Origin of the sequence: Pseudomonas sp. SDI, assembly GCF_003105155.1 — a bacterium.
In the GTDB taxonomy this organism is placed as follows: domain Bacteria; phylum Pseudomonadota; class Gammaproteobacteria; order Pseudomonadales; family Pseudomonadaceae; genus Aquipseudomonas.
Genome location: NZ_QETK01000010.1, coordinates 23,313 through 42,763 on the forward strand (window position 1 = coordinate 23,313; position 19,451 = coordinate 42,763).

15 protein-coding genes and 1 pseudogene are annotated in these 19,451 nt (G+C 62.9%); 7 read left to right on the plus strand and 9 right to left on the minus strand.

The features are described 5' to 3' along the window. Positions 1 to 30: 30 nt before the first annotated feature. The 6 genes from DCO48_RS08525 to DCO48_RS08550 all read right to left on the minus strand — a co-directional run bounded on the left by DCO48_RS08525 (position 31) and on the right by DCO48_RS08550 (position 6,232). Positions 31 to 1,287: an HlyD family secretion protein gene (locus DCO48_RS08525; RefSeq protein WP_116550165.1), complete on the minus strand. Its 1,257-nt coding sequence runs from the start codon at positions 1,285 to 1,287 to the stop codon at positions 31 to 33. Continuing rightward, positions 1,280 to 2,761 (minus strand): TolC family protein, encoded by a 1,482-nt coding sequence (locus tag DCO48_RS08530; protein ID WP_116550166.1) that lies wholly within the window; start codon positions 2,759 to 2,761, stop codon positions 1,280 to 1,282. Before DCO48_RS08530 ends, DCO48_RS08525 begins: the two co-directional genes overlap by 8 nt. After that, positions 2,754 to 3,881 (minus strand): ABC transporter permease, encoded by a 1,128-nt coding sequence (locus DCO48_RS08535; RefSeq protein WP_256584026.1) that lies wholly within the window; start codon positions 3,879 to 3,881, stop codon positions 2,754 to 2,756. The genes DCO48_RS08530 and DCO48_RS08535 overlap by 8 nt, the downstream gene beginning before the upstream one ends. 61 nt (positions 3,882 to 3,942) lie before the next feature. Next, on the minus strand, positions 3,943 to 4,653 hold the full coding sequence (locus DCO48_RS08540) for an ABC transporter ATP-binding protein (RefSeq protein ID WP_116550167.1): 711 nt from the start codon (positions 4,651 to 4,653) through the stop codon (positions 3,943 to 3,945). 84 nt (positions 4,654 to 4,737) lie between these two features. Further along, on the minus strand, positions 4,738 to 5,556 hold the full coding sequence (locus DCO48_RS08545; protein WP_116550168.1) for a hypothetical protein: 819 nt from the start codon (positions 5,554 to 5,556) through the stop codon (positions 4,738 to 4,740). Between the two features lie 196 nt (positions 5,557 to 5,752). Next, on the minus strand, positions 5,753 to 6,232 hold the full coding sequence (locus DCO48_RS08550) for an Lrp/AsnC family transcriptional regulator (RefSeq protein WP_116550169.1): 480 nt from the start codon (positions 6,230 to 6,232) through the stop codon (positions 5,753 to 5,755). 127 nt (positions 6,233 to 6,359) lie between these two features. Here DCO48_RS08550 and DCO48_RS08555 point away from each other — a divergent pair, with 127 nt between their 5' ends. Then, on the plus strand, positions 6,360 to 7,556 hold the full coding sequence (locus DCO48_RS08555) for a methionine gamma-lyase (RefSeq protein ID WP_116550170.1): 1,197 nt from the start codon (positions 6,360 to 6,362) through the stop codon (positions 7,554 to 7,556). 25 nt (positions 7,557 to 7,581) lie between these two features. Continuing rightward, positions 7,582 to 10,248: an alpha-ketoglutarate dehydrogenase gene (gene mdeB, locus DCO48_RS08560; protein WP_116550171.1), complete on the plus strand. Its 2,667-nt coding sequence runs from the start codon at positions 7,582 to 7,584 to the stop codon at positions 10,246 to 10,248. A gap of 84 nt (positions 10,249 to 10,332) precedes the next feature. Here mdeB and nadC read toward each other — a convergent pair whose 3' ends face one another. Next, on the minus strand, positions 10,333 to 11,181 hold the full coding sequence (gene nadC / locus DCO48_RS08565) for a carboxylating nicotinate-nucleotide diphosphorylase (RefSeq protein WP_116550172.1): 849 nt from the start codon (positions 11,179 to 11,181) through the stop codon (positions 10,333 to 10,335). Between the two features lie 270 nt (positions 11,182 to 11,451). Here nadC and DCO48_RS08570 point away from each other — a divergent pair, with 270 nt between their 5' ends. The 5 genes and pseudogenes from DCO48_RS08570 (at position 11,452) to DCO48_RS23205 (ending at position 17,327) form a co-directional block, all read left to right on the plus strand. Continuing rightward, complete coding sequence (locus DCO48_RS08570) at positions 11,452 to 13,641, plus strand: DUF1631 domain-containing protein (protein WP_116550173.1); 2,190 nt, start codon at positions 11,452 to 11,454, stop codon at positions 13,639 to 13,641. Positions 13,642 to 13,732: 91 nt separating this feature from the next. Next, positions 13,733 to 14,299 (plus strand): 1,6-anhydro-N-acetylmuramyl-L-alanine amidase AmpD, encoded by a 567-nt coding sequence (gene ampD, locus DCO48_RS08575; protein ID WP_116550174.1) that lies wholly within the window; start codon positions 13,733 to 13,735, stop codon positions 14,297 to 14,299. Further along, positions 14,296 to 15,129 carry a regulatory signaling modulator protein AmpE gene (gene ampE, locus DCO48_RS08580; protein ID WP_116550175.1) on the plus strand — a complete coding sequence of 278 codons (834 nt, stop codon included), beginning with the start codon at positions 14,296 to 14,298 and terminating at the stop codon, positions 15,127 to 15,129. The genes ampD and ampE overlap by 4 nt, the downstream gene beginning before the upstream one ends. 1,136 nt (positions 15,130 to 16,265) lie before the next feature. Further along, positions 16,266 to 16,472: pseudogene (locus DCO48_RS23200) on the plus strand (HAMP domain-containing protein); the annotation flags it as partial. 150 nt (positions 16,473 to 16,622) lie between these two features. After that, positions 16,623 to 17,327, plus strand: coding sequence for a methyl-accepting chemotaxis protein (locus DCO48_RS23205; RefSeq protein ID WP_371919492.1), 705 nt, complete (start codon positions 16,623 to 16,625; stop codon positions 17,325 to 17,327). 91 nt (positions 17,328 to 17,418) lie between these two features. Here the strand turns inward: DCO48_RS23205 and DCO48_RS08590 are convergent, their stop codons facing one another. Then, entirely contained in the window at positions 17,419 to 18,198 is a 780-nt protein-coding gene (locus DCO48_RS08590) for a TatD family hydrolase (protein ID WP_116550177.1), read from the minus strand. 2 nt (positions 18,199 to 18,200) lie between these two features. Further along, the gene (gene cra, locus DCO48_RS08595) at positions 18,201 to 19,196 is read right to left on the minus strand and encodes a catabolite repressor/activator (protein ID WP_116550178.1); all 996 of its coding nucleotides are present in this window, start codon (positions 19,194 to 19,196) and stop codon (positions 18,201 to 18,203) included. Between the last annotated feature and the right edge of the window lie 255 nt (positions 19,197 to 19,451).

Genomic DNA, 19,451 nt, shown 5'->3' on the forward strand with positions numbered 1-19,451 from the left:
TGGTGCGAAGCACTGGCCAAATCACCAATGCTACGAATCTGGGGGTATCAAAGCGGGCGTTAACTCAACGTACCCAGGCGCAATGCCCGTGATCTCCACGCCTTCAGGGACAGTTCGTTGTGCGCTGACTGAAACCCGTGTTCCGTGCCCTGTGCCGTCGGTGCTGTACATGACATAAGTGCCGTCCGCGTCATGCCGAATGGCTTCAGCCGGCACCACCAGCCCACGCTCGTTTCTATAGAGGCTCAGACTGATTCGCGCACTCATGCCCAAGCGCACTCGATGCCGTTGTTCAAGGCTCAGGGGATCGACGGCAACCAGCACCTCATAAGTGCCACCTGCATTGTTTTGCTCAGCGCTAGAAGATTGGGCACTGATGGAAAGCACCTTGCCCTGGAGCAGGACACCGTCGAATCCATCGCCGCTGATCTGTGCCGGCATCCCTGGCCGTAGTAGCTGAAGATCAGCTTCTTCAACGCGGGTGACCGCGTTCATTTTTTCTTCACTGACCAGTTCCATCAGGGGCGCGCCTTGGGTTACCCGCATGCCAACCTGAAGTGCAGACAGCGCGTCGGGACCATTGCCTTTTCGGGGCCGTAGCACCACGCCGGTAAAGGGCGCGCTCACTTCGCGTTGATTGCGCTCGGCCAGTAAGCTGTCATAGCGCGCCTGGGCATTCGCCAGTTGCATCTGCGCGATCTGTCGGTTTTCGCCCACGCCCATTGCTTCGGTGCTGCGCAGTTCGGCGCGGGCGGCACTCAGGTCGAGTGTTTGTAATTTGAACTGCTGCGTCAGCGCTTCAACTTCCATGCGCGCAACAATGCCGCGCTCGAATAACCGCTGGGTGTCCGCCAATTTGGCTTGCGTGTCGGTGAACGCAAGTTCGGCATTGGTCACACCCCGCCGCGCGCGGGCAACGTCATCGCTGTTTGCCCAGGCAAGCATGTCCTGCACTGTTCGTCGCGCCTTGAGCAGTTCGGCCGTGGCCTCGCGCAACTGGATGTCCAGTTGTGCAGTGCCAAGGGTGAACAGCAGTTGCGAGCGCTCGACGTTCTCGCCCGCGCTTACGGCCAATTGCTCGATCGTTCCATCGAAGGGGGCCGAGAGCGTTTGCCGATACGCCGGCTCGATACGTCCTACCAGGCCAAGCCGGCTTTCTATGACGCGTGGCCGTACCGCAACCCAGGTGCTTTCGCGCAGTGCTTGCGAAGTGCCGAAGCCTATATAGGCTGCACACAGTGCGGCGGCGCCAACCAAGGCCAGCAGTGCAATCGAACGCTCAGTCATTCAGTTCAATCCCCCAACTGTCGAGCGTCGTACCCAGGTTCTGGTCGAGCGTGCTCTGGGCATTGAAGTACGCGATAAGGGCGTTTAGCCGAGTGTTTTCGGCATTACGCAAGTCGGCTTCGAAACTGATGACCTGGAAGTTGCTGGAGCGGCCTGCCGCCAGTTTCTCGCGCTCAATCTGCAGCGTGCGCCGTGACAGCGCCTGCGCGCGCTGGGCAATCTCGTATTGGCGCCAGCGGGTATTCAAATCGCGCAGGCTGTTGCCGACATCGCGTTGCAACAGTTGGCGGCTTTCGGCCAGGCGGATGTTCTGATCCTCAACCTGAACCTGTGCGCGCACTTTCGTTTGTCGAATCGACAGGTCGTTCAGAGGGATATCCAGCTGAATACCGGCATAACCTTCCCAGCTGTGCTCGGTCGTTCGAACACCGCCAACGGCCAGATGGTCGCGAACTTGTGTTGCTCCGCCAACCAGCGAGACATCCCACCGTTGCTCATTGCTGGCCAACAACAAATTGATCGCCGCCTGTTCGCTGACGATCAACTGCGTCAGGTAGGCCGGCTGTTGTTCATATGCCGCACCGAGTGCTTCGGCCAGGCTCATTTGCGTGTGTTGGGGTTGCAGGGTGTCGCTTGCGTTAAGTGGGCTGTTCAGGTCGAGCGCGAGTAATTGCAACAACGCCAGTCGGCCGCCATCCAGTTGGTTGTAGGCCTCCTCGACGGCGAGTTCCTGGGCGGCTACAGCGGCCTGGGTCTGGACCACTTCGAACGCTGCCATACGGCCGGCAGCAATCATTGCCTGATTGGCCTCCAGCAACTGTTGTGCACGGGCCAGGGCATCCTTGGCAATCTGCACTTGCTCCTGGGCGCGCAACAGCTCGCGGTAGGCGAGGATGATCTGGGTAATGCTGTTCGAGACGCTGGACTTGAGGTTCAGCCGGTTGATCTGTTCAGCAAGGCGGGCCAGACGAACCGGTGCGGTGTTTATCTCCCAGCCGGCACCGCGCAACAGCGGTTGGATCACACTGAACGTTGCACCATCGGTACGCGTTCGTCCGGCCTGGTTGGCGATTGAAAGCTGGTTGCTCCAGGCCAGGCTGAACCGCGTGCCGAACGCGGTTTGCCACACGGCTTGCGGCAGGACTTCGTGCTGCCGATAGCGATCGCTTTGATTGCGGTACGCGATGTGCCGACCGCTGAGGGTCAGCTGTGGCGTGAAGCGGTCTTCTTCGACGCGCAGGTCGAACTTCTGAGCGATCCGTTGCAGGTAACTGCTACGGATCGCGCGGTTGTCGCGCAAGCCCAGGTAGATGGCATCGGCCAAGCTCAGCTCGATGGTTTGCTCGCGCAGCGACACCGGGCGCATGGGCATGCTGGCATGCGCCGGCGCCAGCGTCGTTGCCTGGGCCTTGGTGTGCCAGGCGAGCAGGTAAAGCAGGAACAGCCAGCACCTGGCGCGTGGATGGTCAGTCATCGCGCAAGGCCTGGATGGGTTGAAGGCGGGCGGCAAGCAGTGCGGGGTGCAACCCGAAGAACACGCCGGTCAGCAATGCGCTGCCAAGACCCAGTGGCAGCGACGCAGGCGCCCAGGTAAACGCCCAGCCGGAAAATCCCACGAACAGTCGGGCCACACCGAGGCCGAGCATGGCCCCTAACACGGCACCGCTGCCGGACAACACCACGGCCTCTGCCAGAAACAGGTTCCTGATGTCCCGCGACTGTGCGCCCAGGGCCATGCGTACGCCGATTTCCCGGCGCCGTTCGCTCACGCTCATGAGCATGACGTTCATGATGCCGACGCCGCCGATCAGCAAGGCAATGCCGCCGAGCCCGGCCAGTAGGTAGGTAAAAGTGTCGGCCTGGCGGCTCAGCCCTTCCACGAGTTGCCGGGGAATCTGCACCTCCACATCGTGGTGGTCGTTATCTGCTTGCAGGTGAGTTTTCAGGGCGCTTGCCGTGCTCGGCAGCGTCGATGACTCACTGGCCCAGGCAAGCACCAGGGCGATCTGCGGTGCGGGCTGGATTCTGCGCATGCCCTCCAGGGGCAGCAGAATCGATTCGTCCAGGTTGATCGGCAGCATCGGGTTGAACGGGTGGGCGGCGAGGATGCCGATCACGTCGAATACGTAGCCTTCAAGCTGTAGTTGGCTACCAAGGACGACATTCAGCTGGCGGGCCAGTTGCGCGCCGAGTACCACATACGTTGCCTGCTGATCGAACGCGGTCAGGAAGCGTCCGCTGGCCATTCCCAGGTTCAATATCGGAAGGAGTTCAGCAGTGGTGCCGACAATAGCGGCATCTGCGCTCGACCCGCGAAGACGCACCGGCGCAGCATGTAAAGCAACCGGCGCCATGTAGCGAATGGCGGGAATGCTGTGCTTGAGGGCTGCCGTGTCCAGGCGCGGAGGGGGCGCTTGCGGATTGTCGGCTTGAATGCCGAACGAGGCGACCAGCAGCTGCGCGCCCAGCCCCTTGAAGGCTTCGACGGTCGCATTGGCGGCGCTGTTGCCAATGTTCAACAAGGCAATCACCGCCGCGCAACCGACGGCAACGCCGACCAGCGCCAGCACCGAACGCCGGCCGAGCAGTCGCAAGCTGTGCAGTGCTTCGAGCAGGTTCTGGCCTGCGCTCAGTGCTCGGAAGTTTTGCACAGACTCAGGCACTTGCAGGCTCCTGCTTGGCGATCCGGCCGTCTTTCACCACCAAGCAATGGTCCAGAGAACTGGCCAATTTCTGGTCGTGGGTGACCATGACCAGGGTTACGCCAGCGTCCCGATTTAGTTGCAGCAAAAGCGCCATGACCTCGGCAGCAGTGGTGCTGTCGAGGTTCCCGGTGGGCTCGTCGGCGAGGATCAGTGCCGGTTCGCCGACCAGCGCTCGGGCAATGGCGACACGTTGACGTTGACCGCCGGACAGGTCGGCCGGTCGATGATGGCTGCGGGCGCTCAGGCCTACACGCTCCAGTTGCCGTCTGGCACGTGCGCAGGCTTCGCTGCGCGCACAGCCGCGGTAGCGAAGTGGCAATGCCACGTTGTCCAGGGCGCTTAGGCGTGGCAGCAGGTTGAAGCTCTGGAAGATGAAGCCGATGAGACGATTGCGCAGGGTGGCGCGTTGGTCCGCGGTGGTTTTACCTATGTCGAAACCATCTAGCCGATAATGTCCTGAAGAAGCTCGATCAAGTAAGCCAATGATATTGAGCAGCGTACTTTTGCCTGAGCCAGAAGTGCCGACTATGGCATAGCTCTGGCCACGGGTTATGTTGAGCGAAATGTCGCTCAGTGTGGGTTGCGAATGATCGGCGATGACGTAGGTGTGGCAGATGTTCTGAAGCGTAATTAAGTGGTTTTCGAAAGTATTATCCCGCACACAAGCCTCCGTGATATCCGGTGTGTTTATAAGTGCGCGGTTGTTTAGGTAAACGCCGCGCGATCGGGGTGATTGTGTTAAACGTTAATCGGTAGGTGGTGTGTCTGCACTTTTTTTGTTTGAGGGTGCTTTCGTTGGCTCGGTGTCGATTTGGTTCGCCTGGCCCGTCAACGATCCGTCTTCAAAAAAATCTTCTATTTTTGAAAATAGATTGTCTTTATCATCCTTCGTGTAGCTGGCTTGTTCAGCTGACTCGAAGCGAATTCTCTGCTGAAGCGTTGAAGCATAATTTTCAGGGTACTGTGCTTTCTCAAGCGCCGGTAGGCTCTGGTAGTGGGCTAGCAATTCACTGAAGAAAACTGTTTGCTTGCCGGTGGTATGAAATTCCTCATCAGCTGCTTGAAATACTTTACGGCGCCAAGCCTCTTCTTGATCATGCGCTTCTGACCACGCCGCACGCCGCTCATTAATGGTAAAGCTACCGCTTTCATCATTGGTAATCAGTGATAGCTGCTCTCTGGACAAGCCTTTAAACGGGTTTCTGCCGATGCCGTTTTCAAAGTCGGTTGCCTTACGAGCGCGATCGAGCAACTGAGGGTCGTCAGTATTGGGTATTTCGGCATCCTGGAGTGCTTTATTACTGGCACGGAGCAATTGCTCATTGACGCGTTTAGCCTTCTCCGCCAACCCCGCAAAATCCAGCCCTGCGTTCTGCGCCTCGGCCCGCGCCGCCGCATTACTCAGTTGCTGAGCCAACGACGAAACCGATTCGCGGGTATCCGGGTAAGTAACGGCAGGGGCTGCCGGTTTGTCTTCAATCGACGAAGTGGGGGGGGGCTGGGTTTGCGTAACACTGGCGCTGTTCAGCGCGTTGCCGACACGTGAAGCATCAAAGGTGAGCATGACAATCTTCCTTAATCCGCGTGATAACCAGATCAGGCATCCTTGCCGTGCGATGTCGTTCATCATTGGCCCTATCGGCCAAGTAGTGGCGTACTTTAATTAAATTTTATTCGATGTAAAGGCAAGGCATAAAAGTTGATCCGAGGGCCAAATTTTTAAACATCAAATCGCTAAGCATGTTTATAAAATTCATCGCTTAGATATGTTTTTCCGACACCGGAATCAGCCGCGTCTGTTTCACCGCCTTGAACGAGAAGCTCGAATAGATCTCCTTCACCCCCGGTAAGGTTTGCAGCACCTCGCGGGCAAACTCGCCGAACGATTCCAGGTCCCGCGCGAGGATCTCCAGCAGGAAGTCGTAGCGCCCGGAAATGTTGTGGCAGGCGACAATCTCCGGGATCTCCATCAGCCGCTGTTCGAACGCCCGCGCCATCTCCTTGGTGTGCGAGTCCATCATGATGCTGACGAAGGCCGTGACCCCGAAGCCCAGCGCTTTGGGGGAAAGGATGGCCTGATAGCCCGTGATGTAGCCCGCTTCCTCCAGCAGCTTCACCCGCCGCCAGCACGGCGAGGTGGTTAGCGCGACAGTGTCGGCCAGTTCGGAAACAGTCAGCCGGGCGTTGTCCTGCAAGGCGGCGAGCAGGGCGCGGTCGGTACGGTCGATGCTGCTAGGCATGATTTGCCCTCGTTAACCTGGATTTATTGTTTTTATGTCAATAACCCGTAGAAACACCGGGCATATTTGGAAAAATTTGAGGTGTGCGAAGGCATAAGCTTATAACAAACCACAAGAGGCTGTTGTTATGAGCGGCTCTACCAAGCAAACAGGATTTGCAACCCGTGCCATCCACCATGGTTACGACCCACTGGCACACGGAGGTGCACTGGTACCGCCGATCTACCAGAGTGCAACCTTCGCCTTCCCCACCGTGGAATACGGCGCTGCGTGTTTTGCCGGCGAAGAAGCCGGGCATTTCTACAGCCGGATCTCCAACCCCACCCTGAACCTGCTCGAACAACGCATCGCCTCGCTGGAAAACGGCGAAGCGGCACTGGCGCTGGCCTCGGGCATGGGCGCCATCACTTCGACGCTATGGACGCTACTGCGCCCCGGTGACGAGATCTTGCTCGGCAGCACCCTGTATGGCTGCACCTTTGCCTTTCTGCACCACGGCATCGGCGAGTTCGGGGTGAAGATCAAGCACGTCGACATGGCCGACCTGGCCGCCGTCGAAGCGGCCATCTCGCCGGCCACCCGGGTGATCTACTTCGAATCCCCGGCCAACCCGAACATGCACCTGGCCGATATTGCCGGGGTGGCAAGCATTGCCCATCGGCACAATGCCCTGTTGGTGGTCGACAACACCTATTGCACGCCGTACCTGCAACGCCCGCTGGAACTGGGCGCGGACCTGGTGGTGCACTCGGCCACCAAGTACCTCAGCGGCCACGGCGACATCACTGCGGGCCTGGTGGTCGGCGCCAAGGCGCTGGTCGACCGGATCCGTCTCGAAGGCCTGAAGGACATGACCGGCTCGGTGCTGTCGCCGCACGATGCGTCGCTGCTGATGCGCGGCATGAAAACCCTCAACCTGCGCATGGACCGCCACTGTGCCAGTGCGCAGCAACTGGCCGAGTTCCTCGCCCGGCAGCCCGAGGTCGAGCTGATTCATTACCCCGGCCTGGCGAACTTCCCGCAATACGCCTTGGCGCAGCGGCAGATGAGCCAACCCGGCGGGATGATCGCTTTCGAACTCAAGGGCGGCATCAGCGCCGGCCGCCGCTTCATGAATGCCCTGCAACTGTTCAGCCGCGCCGTCAGTCTGGGCGACGCCGAATCGCTGGCGCAGCACCCGGCGAGCATGACCCATTCCAGCTATACCCCAGAAGAGCGTGCCCATTACGGCATCTCCGAAGGGTTGGTGCGCTTGTCGGTGGGGCTGGAGGATTTCGCCGACCTGCTCGCCGATGTGCAACAGGCGCTCAAGGCGAGCGCCTGAAACCGACAGGGAGGGGGGCAAGGCAATGGTGGCAATGATGAACCGGGTGCCGGACAACGGCGTCGATGGCGACAGCGATCCCGGCGAAACCGCCGAATGGCTCGACGCGCTGGACTCGACCTTGCAGCACTGCGGCGCCGAACGCGCACGTTTTCTGCTGGAGCAACTGCAGGCACATGCCCGCGAGCTGGGCATCGAACGTGGTACGCCGGCCTATTCGGCGTACCGTAACACCTTGTCGGTGGAACAACAGGGCGCCTACCCCGGCGATCTCGAGCTTGAAGAGCGCATCACCAGCCTGCTGCGCTGGAACGCCCTGGCCATGGTGGTACGGGCGAACCACGCCTATGGCGACCTCGGCGGGCACATCGCCAGTTACGCTTCGGCGGCGGAAATCTTCGAAGTCGGCTTCCAGCATTTCTTTCGCGGCGACAGCGGCGGCGCCCAGCGTGACGCCGACCTGGTGTTCTTCCAGCCGCACTCGGCGCCGGGCATTTATGCCCGAGCCTTCCTCGAAGGGCGCCTGAGCGAGGCGCAGTTGGCCCGTTATCGGCAGGAGGTCGGCGGTGGCGGGCTGTGCTCGTATCCGCACCCGTGGCTGATGCCGACGTTCTGGCAGTTCCCCACCGGCTCGATGGGTATCGGTCCGTTGAATGCGGTGTATCAGGCACGCTTCATGCGCTACCTGCAGCATCGCGGTCTGGCCGACACCAGCCAGCGGCATGTGTGGGGCGTGTTCGGCGATGGCGAGATGGACGAGCCGGAATCGATCGCCGGGCTGACCCTGGCCGCCCGCGAGCAACTGGACAACCTGACCTTCATCGTCAACTGCAACCTGCAACGCCTGGACGGGCCGGTACGCGGCAACGGCCAGATCATCCAGGAGCTGGAAGCGCTGTTCAGTGGCGCCGGCTGGAACGTGATCAAGGTGCTCTGGGGCTCGGAGTGGGACGCGCTGTTCGCCCGCGACAGCGAGCATGTGCTGCTGCGTCAGCTGGCGGCGACCCCCGATGGCCAGTTTCAGACCCTCGGGGCCAACGACGGCGCTTACAACCTCGAACACTTCTTCAATCAGCAGCCGGCGTTGCAGCGCCTGGTCGAGCACATGAGCTCGGCCGAGATCAACGCGCTCAAGCGCGGTGGTCACGATTTTCGCAAGTTGTACGCCGCCTTTGCCGCCGCCCGCGCGTGCAAGGGCCGGCCGACGGTGATTCTGGCCAAGACCAAGAAGGGTTACGGCATGAGCGCAGCCGGCGAGTCGCGGATGACCGCGCACCAGGCGAAGAAGCTCGATGTACAGGCCTTGCTGGCGTTCCGCGACCGATTCCATCTGCCGCTGAGCGACGCACAGGTCGAAGCTCTGACGTTCTATCGCCCGGCCGATGATAGCGCCGAGATGCGCTACCTGCGCGAGCGCCGCGCGGCCCTGGGCGGCACGCTGCCGTTACGCCGGGCCGAGGCGCGGCCGATTGCGGTGCCGGCGCTGGAGACAATTGGCGGCTTTGCGCTGCAGGCTGCTGGCAAGGAAATGTCCACCACCATGGCTGCGGTGCGCATGCTCGCGGCCTGGCTGAAGGCGCCGGAGTTGGGCCCGCGGGTGGTGCCGATCGTTGCCGACGAGGCGCGCACCTTCGGCATGGCCAGCCTGTTCCGGCAGATCGGCATCTACTCGCCGCAGGGCCAGCGCTATGAGCCGGAAGACGCCAGTTCGCTGCTGTCCTACAAGGAGGCGCGCGACGGGCAGTTGCTCGAAGAAGGCATCACCGAGGCCGGGGCGATTTCTTCCTGGGTGGCGGCGGCCACGTCCTATGCGGTGCACGGCGAGCCGATGCTGCCGGTGTACATCTATTACTCGATGTTCGGCTTCCAGCGCGTCGGCGACCTGATCTGGGCGGCGGCCGACCAGCGTGCCCGCGGGCTGTTGCTGGGCGCGACCGCCGGGCGCACCACCCTGGGTGGCGAAGGCTTGCAACATCAGGACGGTTCGAGCCTGGTGATGGCGGCAACGGTACCGAACTGCCGGGCCTGGGAGCCGTGCTTTGCCGGCGAGCTGGCGGTGATTCTGGCGTATGCGTCGCGGCGCCTGCTGGTCGAGCAGCAGGACGAGTTCCACTACGTGGCGGTGATGAACGAAAGTTATCCACATCCGTCGTTGCCCGAGGCGCTGCACGATGACGTGTTGCGTGGCATGTATCGCTATGGCCGGCAGCAGGCGGCGCAGCCACGCGGACGGGTGCGGCTGCTTGGCTCCGGGGCGATTTTGCGCGAGGTGATTGCCGCGGCCGGGCTGCTGGCGACGGACTGGGGCATCGACAGCGAGGTGTTCAGTGTCACCAGTTTCAGCGAGCTGGCGCGTGACGCGCGGGATGCGCAGCGGGCAGCGCGGGTCGGGCAGGTGCAGGTCAGTCATGTAGAGCGGATGCTCGGCGGTGCGCTGCCAGTGATTGCGGCAACGGACTATGTGCGGGCCTGGCCGCAGTTGATCGCCGAGTACCTGCAGGCGCCGTATGTGACGCTGGGCACCGATGGTTTCGGGCGCAGCGATACGCGGCAGCAGTTGCGGGCGTTCTTTGAAGTGGATCGGTTCAGTATCGTGCTGGCGGCGTTGCAGCAGGTGGTGCCGCGGGGGGTGCTGCTGGGGGCGGTGGGGCGGTATTCGCCAAAGGCGGGGATGGCGCCTTGGTATGCCTGAACCCCCGCGTTGGATTCAATCGCCGGATGAGCGCGCTGGTGGGCGCGGCGATGCGGCGACCCGCCTCGTCCGGCGATGAGGCCCTCAGAGGCTCAAGCGCATCGACAGGTCCACTGCCTTCACGTCCTTGGTCATCGCCCCGATCGAGATGTAATCCACCCCGGTCTCGGCAATCACCCGCAAGGTGCTTTCATTCACCCCGCCGCTGGCCTCCAGCTTTGCCTTGCCGGCATTCAGCCGCACCGCTTCGCGCATTTCCTCCAGGCTCAGCTCGTCGAGCATGATGATGTCGGCGCCGGCTGCCAGCGCTTGCTGCAACTCGTCCAGGCTCTCCACCTCGACTTCCACCGGCTTGCCTGGGGCAATCTTGCGCGCCGCGGTGATCGCTTCGGCAATCCCGCCACTGGCGGCAATGTGGTTTTCCTTGATCAGGAACGCATCGTACAAACCGATCCGGTGGTTATGGCAGCCGCCGCAGGTCACCGCGTACTTCTGCGCCAGGCGCAATCCCGGCAGGGTCTTGCGCGTGTCGAGCAGTTTCACCTGGGTACCGTTGACCATGTCTGCCAGCGCCTGCGCCCGCGTCGCCACCCCGGAGAGCAGTTGCAGGAAGTTCAGCGCACTGCGCTCGCCGGTCAGCAGCGAGCGTGCCGGCCCTTCCAGGTGGAACAGCGCTTGATTGGCCTTGGCCTTGTCGCCATCGCCGACCTGCCAGTGCACCGCCACGCGCGGGTCGAGCTGACGGAACACCGCATCCACCCAGGCGGTGCCGGCAATCACGCAGTCGTCGCGGGTGATGATGGTGGCCTTGGCCAGGCGCTCGGCCGGGATCAATTGGGCGGTGATGTCACCGCTGCCAACGTCCTCGAGCAACGCACGGCGCACGTTGGCTTCGATTTCGGCAGTCAGGTCGGCAAGGCGTAGGTTCGGCATGGTCGGCTCCACAAGCTAAGTGGCCGGGATTATAGGGCAGGGTGGGGCGCACATGCAGCAAGCAGCGCACGTGCCCCGGCGCATTGCACCTTTGGTCGGGCCGAAGGAGCTTTTATCGCGGACGGCGGTCTACCCCTGGCACTGCGCGTTGTCGACGAAATGCCGGCTGGCGGGTCCGACTGTTTTACAAGATAATGCGCGCCCAGTAATTGGCGTCATCACTTTGACGATAAGCCGAATCATCGCTTTTTACCCTGCAAGGAGACCGGGATGTACAAAGACGGCAAGGTGGTGCCGCTGAAGGTAACCGCCGATCAGGCGCCGCCCGCGCCGCTCGCTCGTCTGCCGGTTGCCCTGCTGCAAGTGCGCGACAAGGCCGCGCTGCAATTGCGCCACGCCTTGCAGGTGTTGTTCGACAACGCCGACGACACCCTCTTCGAAATGGCCGACAAGGCCGGCAACAACCTCGATCAGAACCTGTTCTTCGAAGCCATGCGCGACCTGCGTCTCAAGCGCAAGAGCATCGAGCGCGGTTTTCTCGACACCTTCTACAGCGCCTTCAGCCGTATTGGCGAGGCCGAGCCGGTTGTGCCGCCGGTCAGCCGGCCGCTGAGCTACGACAAGCTCGCGCTGGTGGCCAACGACGAGCTGGAGCGTACGGTGGCCGTCGATAGCATGGTTGCGCGCGTGCTCAATCGCGACGGTCTGGCCCTGAGCCAGTTGACCCAGCGCTTCAATAGCCTGATCCAGCGTCCGCTCGACGACCGTAGCAATCCGCTCGGGCCGACCCTGCTCTGCACGTACTTCCTGCACGCCGGGCGCAGCCTGGGGGTGGGCATCAAGGTCAAGCTGATCCTGCTCAAGCTGTTCGAGCGCTATGTGCTGCGCGATGCCGATCACCTGTATGGCGAAGCCAACCAGTTGCTGGCCGCGACCGGCATCCTGCCCGAGCTCAAGGCGTTGCCCAGCCGTCGTGCCAAGGACCGGGTCAACCCCGGCCAGCGTTCGCCGGCCAACGAAACCGACGCGCTGGCCCCGGCCCGCAGCGTGGATGCCAACACCCAGGCGGTGTTCTCCTCGTTGCAGACCCTGCTGAGCCCGGTGCGTGGGCGGGTGGCGCCGCGCCTGGAGACTGGCAACCCGACGCAGCCGATCAGTACCCGCGACCTGCTGCGCCTGCTTTCGCACCTGCAGCAATATGTGCCCGCCGCCCACGAAGCGCAGGATTTCGACTTGCGCGTACAGCTTGAGCAACTGCTGACCCGGGTCAGCGTGCAGAGCGGCAAGTACCGCAAGGTCGAGACCGGCGACGAGGACGTGATCAACCTGATCGCCATGCTCTTCGAGTTCATCCTCGACGACCGCAACCTGCCACAGTCGCTGCGGGTGCTGATCGGCCGCATGCAGATCCCGATGCTCAAGGTGGCGGTGCTCGACAAGAGCTTCTTCAGCCGCGCCAGCCACCCGGCACGGCGCCTGCTCAACGAGATCGCTGCCGCTGCCATGGGCTGGGGCGCCTGTGACGACTGCCTGCGCGATAGCCTGTACCTGCGCGTCGACAAGATCGTGCAGCGGCTGCTCAACGATTTCGTCGACGACCCGGCGATCTTCGCCGACCTGCTCGCCGAGTTCCTCGCCTTCAGCAGCGACGAGCGCCGTCGCAGCGAACTGCTCGAACAGCGTACTCGCGATGCCGAAGAAGGCCGTGCGCGCACCGAACTGGCGCGGCGCAAGGTGCAGGACGAGCTCAATCGGCGCTTGCTTGGAAAATGCCTGCCGCGGGTGGTGGTGCGCCTGCTGGAAGAAGCCTGGAGCCAGGTCCTGCTGCTCGCCTGGCTCAAGCATGGCGAAGCTTCGGTTGCCTGGCGCGAAGGCTTGCAGACCCTCGACACGTTGATCTGGAGCGTCGAGCCACACGACCAGCCACAGGCGCGCATGCGTCTGCTGGAACAGGTGCCGGGGCTGCTCAAGGCCCTGCGCGACGGCCTCGCCAGCGCCGCCTTCGACCCGTTCGCCACCCGCGCATTTTTCGCTCAGCTGGAAATCCTGCATGTGGCGGCATTCGACAGCCCCCAGGGCCAGCAACGCCTGACGTCGGCCACCGACGAGCGTGTGCTGGTGCGTGATGCCATTGTGCTGCGCGGGCCGGAAAGCCATGCCGAGGTCGAGAGCCAGGGCGAAGCCGACGCGGCCGCTTTGCAGCAGGTGGCGCAGTTGCATCCGGGGGTGTGGGTGGAGCTGCTTGACGACGACGAGCCGCTGCGCTGCAAACTGATCGCGATCATCGCCAGCAGCGACAAGTACGTGTTCGTCAACCGCACCGGAATGAAGGTTCGCGAGTGGTCGCGCAGGGCCCTGGCACTGGCCCTGCAGCGCGGCGAACTGCAACTGCTGGACGACACGCTGCTGTTCGACCGGGCGTTGGACTCGGTAGTCAGCCAGCTGCGCCAGGCCCCATAGCGCGGCGGCGTATTCCTCACACTTTTTAACGATACAGACGTCATCGGCTCGGGGCATACTGACGCCGTGCCCTCGTGTTTCAGGAACCTTTATGCAACTGGACCGCAGCACTGGCTGGTTCGCCGGTGTCACCCATTGTCCCTCTCCCAATTTCAACGCGCGGCCGGCCGGTGAAGCGATCACCCTGCTGGTGATCCACAACATCAGCCTGCCGCCCGCGCAGTTCGCCACCGGCAAGGTCCAGGCGTTCTTCCAGAACCAGCTCGACCCGAGCGAGCATCCGTTCTTCGAGACCATCAAGGACCTGCGCGTGTCGGCGCACTTCCTGATCGAGCGCGACGGTCGGGTGACCCAGTTCGTCTCCTGCCTGGACCGCGCCTGGCATGCCGGTGTGTCGCGTTTCGACGGCCGCGAGGGCTGCAACGACTTTTCCATCGGCATCGAACTGGAAGGCACCGACGAACTGCCCTTCAGCGATGCCCAATACCACGCCTTGCATCGGCTTACCCGGCAGTTGCAGGCGGCCTGGCCGGTGCTCGACGGCGAGCATATCCGTGGTCACAGCGACATTGCCCCCGGACGCAAGACCGACCCGGGGCCGGCCTTCGACTGGGTGCGCTACCGCGCGGCCTTGCGTGTTGACGAGGACAGATCATGAATTTTCTGGTGTTACTGCTGGTGCTATGGGTCGAGAAGTTTTCGGCGCTGCGCCAGCGTCTGCAACGCGACGCTTTCTTCGTCACCGAGCTGGCGCGCCTGGAGCGCAACGACAAGCACCACTCCTGGTGGGTGTTGGCGATTCTGGTGTTGCTGCCGGTAGCGTTGCTGGTGTTGCTGTTACAGGTGCTGGAGCCGGTGGCTTACGGCTTGCTGGCCTTGCCGGTGCACTTGCTGGTCTTGATCTACAGCCTGGGCCGGGGCGATGCCAAGGGTTCGCTGGGGCCATTTCGCGATGCCTGGCGCCGGGGCGACGAACAGGCGGCGGTGCACGTTGCCGAACGCGATCTGGGGCTGAGCGCCGACGACGGCCAGAGCCTGGTGCAGAAGGTTCAGGGTTACCTGCTGTGGCAAGCGTTCCAGAGCTTCTTTGCGGTGATCTTCTGGTACGTGCTGCTCGGCCCCGCTGCGGCCCTGGCTTATCGGCTGCTGGCGCTGTGCGCCGAGCATTCGCGTAACCCGGCCTTGCAGGAGCGCGCCCGTCAGTTGCGCCACGCCTTCGACTGGGCACCGGTGCGGGTGCTGGCAGCCAGCTTTGCCCTGGTCGGCAACTTTGTCGCGGTCAGCCGGGTGATGCTGCACGAGCTGCTGAACTGGCACATCCCGGCCGCGCAGCTGATCGAAGCGGCCGGCACCGCTGCCGCCGAACTGCCGCCTCATACCCGCGCCGGCCCGGAGGGCTTGGCCGGGCTGGACAACCTGTGGGAGCTGCTGCTGCGTTCGGCAGTGCTCTGGTACGCGTTCTTCGCCCTGTGGACCGTCCTCGGCTGAAACCGCTGTGATCGCGGGCCGCCGCAACGGCGGCCCGACCAGTGATCCGGTTAACCTTAAGTTACAAACCTCCCTTCCGATATGCGTTATACAGATGCTGTTTATCCAGCTCGTGGCCTTGTGCCATAAAGCCTGCACAACAATAAGAAAATCGAAGGAGACGACGAGTGAAGAGCCTGTTGTATCCGGCCATCGCGCTGATGAATCGCCTGAGTTTCGGGATGAAATTCAGTCTGATCAGTATCCTGTTCTTTCTGCCCATGTTGGTCACCAACTTCTACCTGGTGCAGGATTCCTATGCCAAATTCCACGCCACCCGTGTCGAGCTGCAAAGCCTCGACCTGCTGCGCAGCACCCTGGCGCTGCGCGGTGACCTGGAGAGCCTGGGCAACCTGTTGCAAATCAACGCCGTGCTCGGCCAGTCGGGCAAGGCCGAGGACCTCGAGGCGCGAATCGCCACGCTGGAGCAGCAGGCGCTCGCTCGTCTCACCGGGCTGAACCCGGTGGCCCCCGACGAGACGCAGCGCCAGGCCCTCGAAGAGAAGCGCGACGAACTGCAAAGCGCGTTCAAGGCGGCCCAGGGCGAAAGCTCGTTGCAGAACAAGGTCGCGCTGTTCGACAAGCTGCTGGCGCAGGCCCAGGTGCTGACCAAGCTGGTCGCCAGCCAGGCCGGGCTCAGCCAGGACGCCGACAGCGCGGTGCGCCAGCTCAGCGAGCTGGTCACCACAGTGACCCCGGAAGTGACTCAGGTGCTGGGTGATGGCCGGGCCATGGGCGCTTATTCGCTGGGCCAGGGCTTCCTCAACTCGTCGTCGAGCACGCGCTTTGAAGACTTGCTGCAAAAACTTGAGAAGCTCTCGGCCGACTATGGCATGAAGGTCCAGGATGCCCTCGCCAGCACCCCGCGGGCGCAGGTCCAGCTGGGCAGCCAGGCGGCCAGCAGTCAGGCTTCGTTGAAAACCGCCAGCGAACTGTTCGAAGAGCAGGTGGTGGTCGCCGAGACCCTGGATGCACCGTGGCCGGCGTTCTACCAGCAGGTCAGCGAGCTGATGGCCCAGACCTACACGCTGAACGGCGCCACCGTGGACTTCCTCGGCCAGCAATTGCAGGAGCGCCTGGCCGATTACCGTAGCCACATGATCCTGCTGGTGGTGGCGCTGGCGGCGGTGTTTCTGCTGATCGTCTACCTCTACAGCGGCTTCTATGTCTCGACCCGCAACACCTTGAAGAACCTCGGCGAGGTGATGGACAAGGTGGCAGCCGGTGACATGACGGTGAACTTCCAGGCGCAGAGCCGCGATGAACTGGGTGAACTGGGCCAGGTGTTCAATGGCACGGTCAAGCGTATCCACGACCTGATCGAGCGGGTCGGGCATACCGTCACCGAGGTCGAGCGTCAGGCCGAGCAGGTGCACCATGTGTCCTCGCGCAGCAACCAGGCGGTGAGTGGCCAGCGTGGGCAGATCGAGCAGGTCGCCACGGCAATGAACCAGATGTCGGCGACTGCGCAGGAAGTGGCGCGCAGCGCGGCGGCGGCGGTGAACAGCGCGCACAGCGTCAACCGCGAGACGGTCAGCGGCCGTGGTCTGGTCGAGTCGCAGCAGGGCAGCATTGCCGGGCTGGCGGCAGAGATCGATCAGTCGGTGGTGGTGATCAACCAGTTGGTCAGCGACAGCCAGGCGATCAGCCGGGTGCTGGAAGTGATCAAGAGCATTGCCGAGCAGACCAACCTGCTGGCCTTGAACGCGGCGATCGAAGCGGCGCGGGCGGGGGAGCAGGGCCGCGGGTTTGCCGTGGTCGCCGATGAAGTGCGGACCCTGGCCAAGCGCACCCAGCAGTCGACCGAGGAAATCGACCAGATGATTTCGCGCTTGCAGGGTGGGGTGGGCGCCGCCGTGAAGGCGATGGACAGCAGCCATCAGATGGCGGCGGGTACCGTGAGCCAGTCGGAGCAGGTGCAGCAGGCGCTGGAAAACATTCTTGGGGCGATTGGCAGCATCGTCGACCAGAACCAGCAAATTGCCGCGGCAGTGGAGCAGCAGACGGCGGTGGCGCATGACATCGACCAGAACATCGTCGAGATCAACCGGGCGGCAGAGCACACCACGCAGGGCGCGCACCAGACCGAGGATGCCAGCCGGCAGTTGTCGGCGCAGGTGCTGGCGTTGAAGCAGCTGATTGGGGCGTTCAGGGTCTGACGGCCCTATCTATCGCTGGCAAGGTCAGCTCCCACAGCGGCCACGGCGTCTGCCTAACCTGTGGGCGTCGGCCTTGCTGGCGATGCGGCCCTTACTGCCAGCCAAACACCTCATAGGCATTACGCGTGCTGGCCTCCGCCAACACGCCCAGCTCAACCCCCATCACCCCGGCCAGCACCGCGGCGATGTCTGGCAAATGCTCCGGGCTGTTGCGCACCCCGGCAAACATCGCCGGGGCCATGTCCGGCGAATCGGTTTCCAGCACCACGCTGTCTAGCGGTAGGCGCGGCAGCACCTTGCGCAGCCGCAGCGCCTGCGGCCAGGTCGCCGCGCCGCCAAGGCCAAGCTTGAAGCCGAGCTTCTGATACTCGCGCGCTTCCTCATAACTGCCGGCGAACGCATGGACGATGCCACCGCGCGCCAGCTTCATTCGCTTCAGCGTGGCGATCACCTGCGCATGGCTGCGGCGCACATGCAGCAACGCCGGCAACTGGAAATCCACCGCCAGTTGCAACTGCGCTTCAAACACCCCCTGCTGGCGCTGCGGGTCCAGCGTCGGCAAGAAGTAGTCCAGACCGATCTCGCCCACCGCGCACAGCTGCCGCTGGCCCTGCAGGCGGCTCAGCCAGTCGCCCAGTGCGGTGATATCGGCCGGGCTGTGCTGCTGCAGATACACCGGGTGCAAGCCAAACGCCGCATACAACTGCGGGTCGCTCTCGACCAACTGCCAGACCCGCTGCCAGTTGTCCCGATACACCCCCAGCACCACCATCCGTTCCACTCCGCGCGCCCGCGCGTTGCCTAGCAGGGCTTGGCGATCGGCGTCGAAGTCGGGGAAGTCGAGGTGGGTGTGGGTGTCGATCAGGCGCATGCTCAGCCCGCGAAGATCCGTTGTTTGAAGGTCCGCGCCACGGCGTGGACTCCAGGGCTATAGCGCTGCTGCTCGACCGCCGCCAGTGCCAGTTCCAGCGCAGTCTGGGCAATCAGCCCGTGCTGCTGGGCCATGGCATTGACCGGCAGCGGCAGGAAATCGAGCAGTTGGGTATCGCCGAAGGTCGCCAGGTGCACCGCGCGCGAATCCGCCGGGCGCGTTTGCAACACGTCGAACACGCCTTGCAGCAGCACGTAGGAGGTGGTCACCAGGGCGTCTGGCAGATGGCCCAGTTTGGCCAGTAATTCGCTCATCAGCCGGCGCCCGCATTCACGGCTGAACGCTTCGCCATCCAGGTGATGCACCTGCCCCTGGAAGCCTTCCAGGGCCTGCGCGAAGCCGCTGGCCCGGGCCTGGCTGACGCTCAGCTCCGGGCGCGCGCCGATCAGGGCGATATGTGCAGGTGCCGGGCTCAGCAGGCTGCGGGTCAGCTGCAGGCTGGCGTGCTGGTCGTCGCTGACCACCGAACAGAAGTGCGCTGCATCCATCGCCCGGTCGATGGCGATGATCGGCATGCCCTTGGCTTGCAAGTCGCGGTAGCTGTCGTCGTCGGCCGGCAGGCAGCTGGCGACGAACAACGCATCGCAGCGTCGCGCGCGGAACAGTTGCTGCAATTGCCGCTCGCTGTCCGGCTGGTCGTCGCTGCTGGCGATCAGTAACTGATAGCCATGGGCACGGGCCCCCTGTTCCAGTTGCTTGGCAATGCGCGCGTAGCTGGGGTTCTCCAGGTCGGGGAGGATGAAACCGAGGGTGCGGGTGTGCCGGCTGCGCAGGCCCGCAGCTTGCGGATTGGGTGTGAAGCCGTGCGCGTCGACCACCGCGCGGACGCGTTCGACAGTGTTGCTGCTGATGCGTTGCTGTTCGGCCTTGCCATTGATGACGTAGCTGGCAGTGGTCACGGACACACCGGCCAGACGGGCGATATCGCTGAGTTTCACCGAATTTTCCTTGTTATTACCGGGTTGGCTGCGAAGCCTGACCGGGTATTGTCGCCGATCCTCAAGGGATAGCGCAGACGACCATTGTCGCAATTGTCCGACAAGATGGGGCTTTTTTGTTCGCAGGTTATCGAGTAACGTGCTCACGATTCTAGATTAAACGTTTCAGCAGGCGAATTTTCTGCCACCGCCTGGCGTGTGCTCAAGGCCGAAGCAACTGGCCCTATGCTTGAAAATTCACAACAATACCTCGGC

Coding starts and splice junctions, on each gene's coding strand:
- DCO48_RS08570 (WP_116550173.1), top strand. CDS start 11,452: ATGTACAAAGACGGCAAGGTGGTGCCGCTGAAGGTAACCGCCGATCAG.
- DCO48_RS08545 (WP_116550168.1), bottom strand. CDS start 5,556: ATGCTCACCTTTGATGCTTCACGTGTCGGCAACGCGCTGAACAGCGCC.
- ampD (WP_116550174.1), top strand. CDS start 13,733: ATGCAACTGGACCGCAGCACTGGCTGGTTCGCCGGTGTCACCCATTGT.
- DCO48_RS08525 (WP_116550165.1), bottom strand. CDS start 1,287: ATGACTGAGCGTTCGATTGCACTGCTGGCCTTGGTTGGCGCCGCCGCA.
- nadC (WP_116550172.1), bottom strand. CDS start 11,181: ATGCCGAACCTACGCCTTGCCGACCTGACTGCCGAAATCGAAGCCAAC.
- DCO48_RS23205 (WP_371919492.1), top strand. CDS start 16,623: ATGTCGGCGACTGCGCAGGAAGTGGCGCGCAGCGCGGCGGCGGCGGTG.
- DCO48_RS08555 (WP_116550170.1), top strand. CDS start 6,360: ATGAGCGGCTCTACCAAGCAAACAGGATTTGCAACCCGTGCCATCCAC.
- DCO48_RS08550 (WP_116550169.1), bottom strand. CDS start 6,232: ATGCCTAGCAGCATCGACCGTACCGACCGCGCCCTGCTCGCCGCCTTG.
- DCO48_RS08590 (WP_116550177.1), bottom strand. CDS start 18,198: ATGCGCCTGATCGACACCCACACCCACCTCGACTTCCCCGACTTCGAC.
- ampE (WP_116550175.1), top strand. CDS start 14,296: ATGAATTTTCTGGTGTTACTGCTGGTGCTATGGGTCGAGAAGTTTTCG.
- DCO48_RS08530 (WP_116550166.1), bottom strand. CDS start 2,761: ATGACTGACCATCCACGCGCCAGGTGCTGGCTGTTCCTGCTTTACCTG.
- mdeB (WP_116550171.1), top strand. CDS start 7,582: ATGGTGGCAATGATGAACCGGGTGCCGGACAACGGCGTCGATGGCGAC.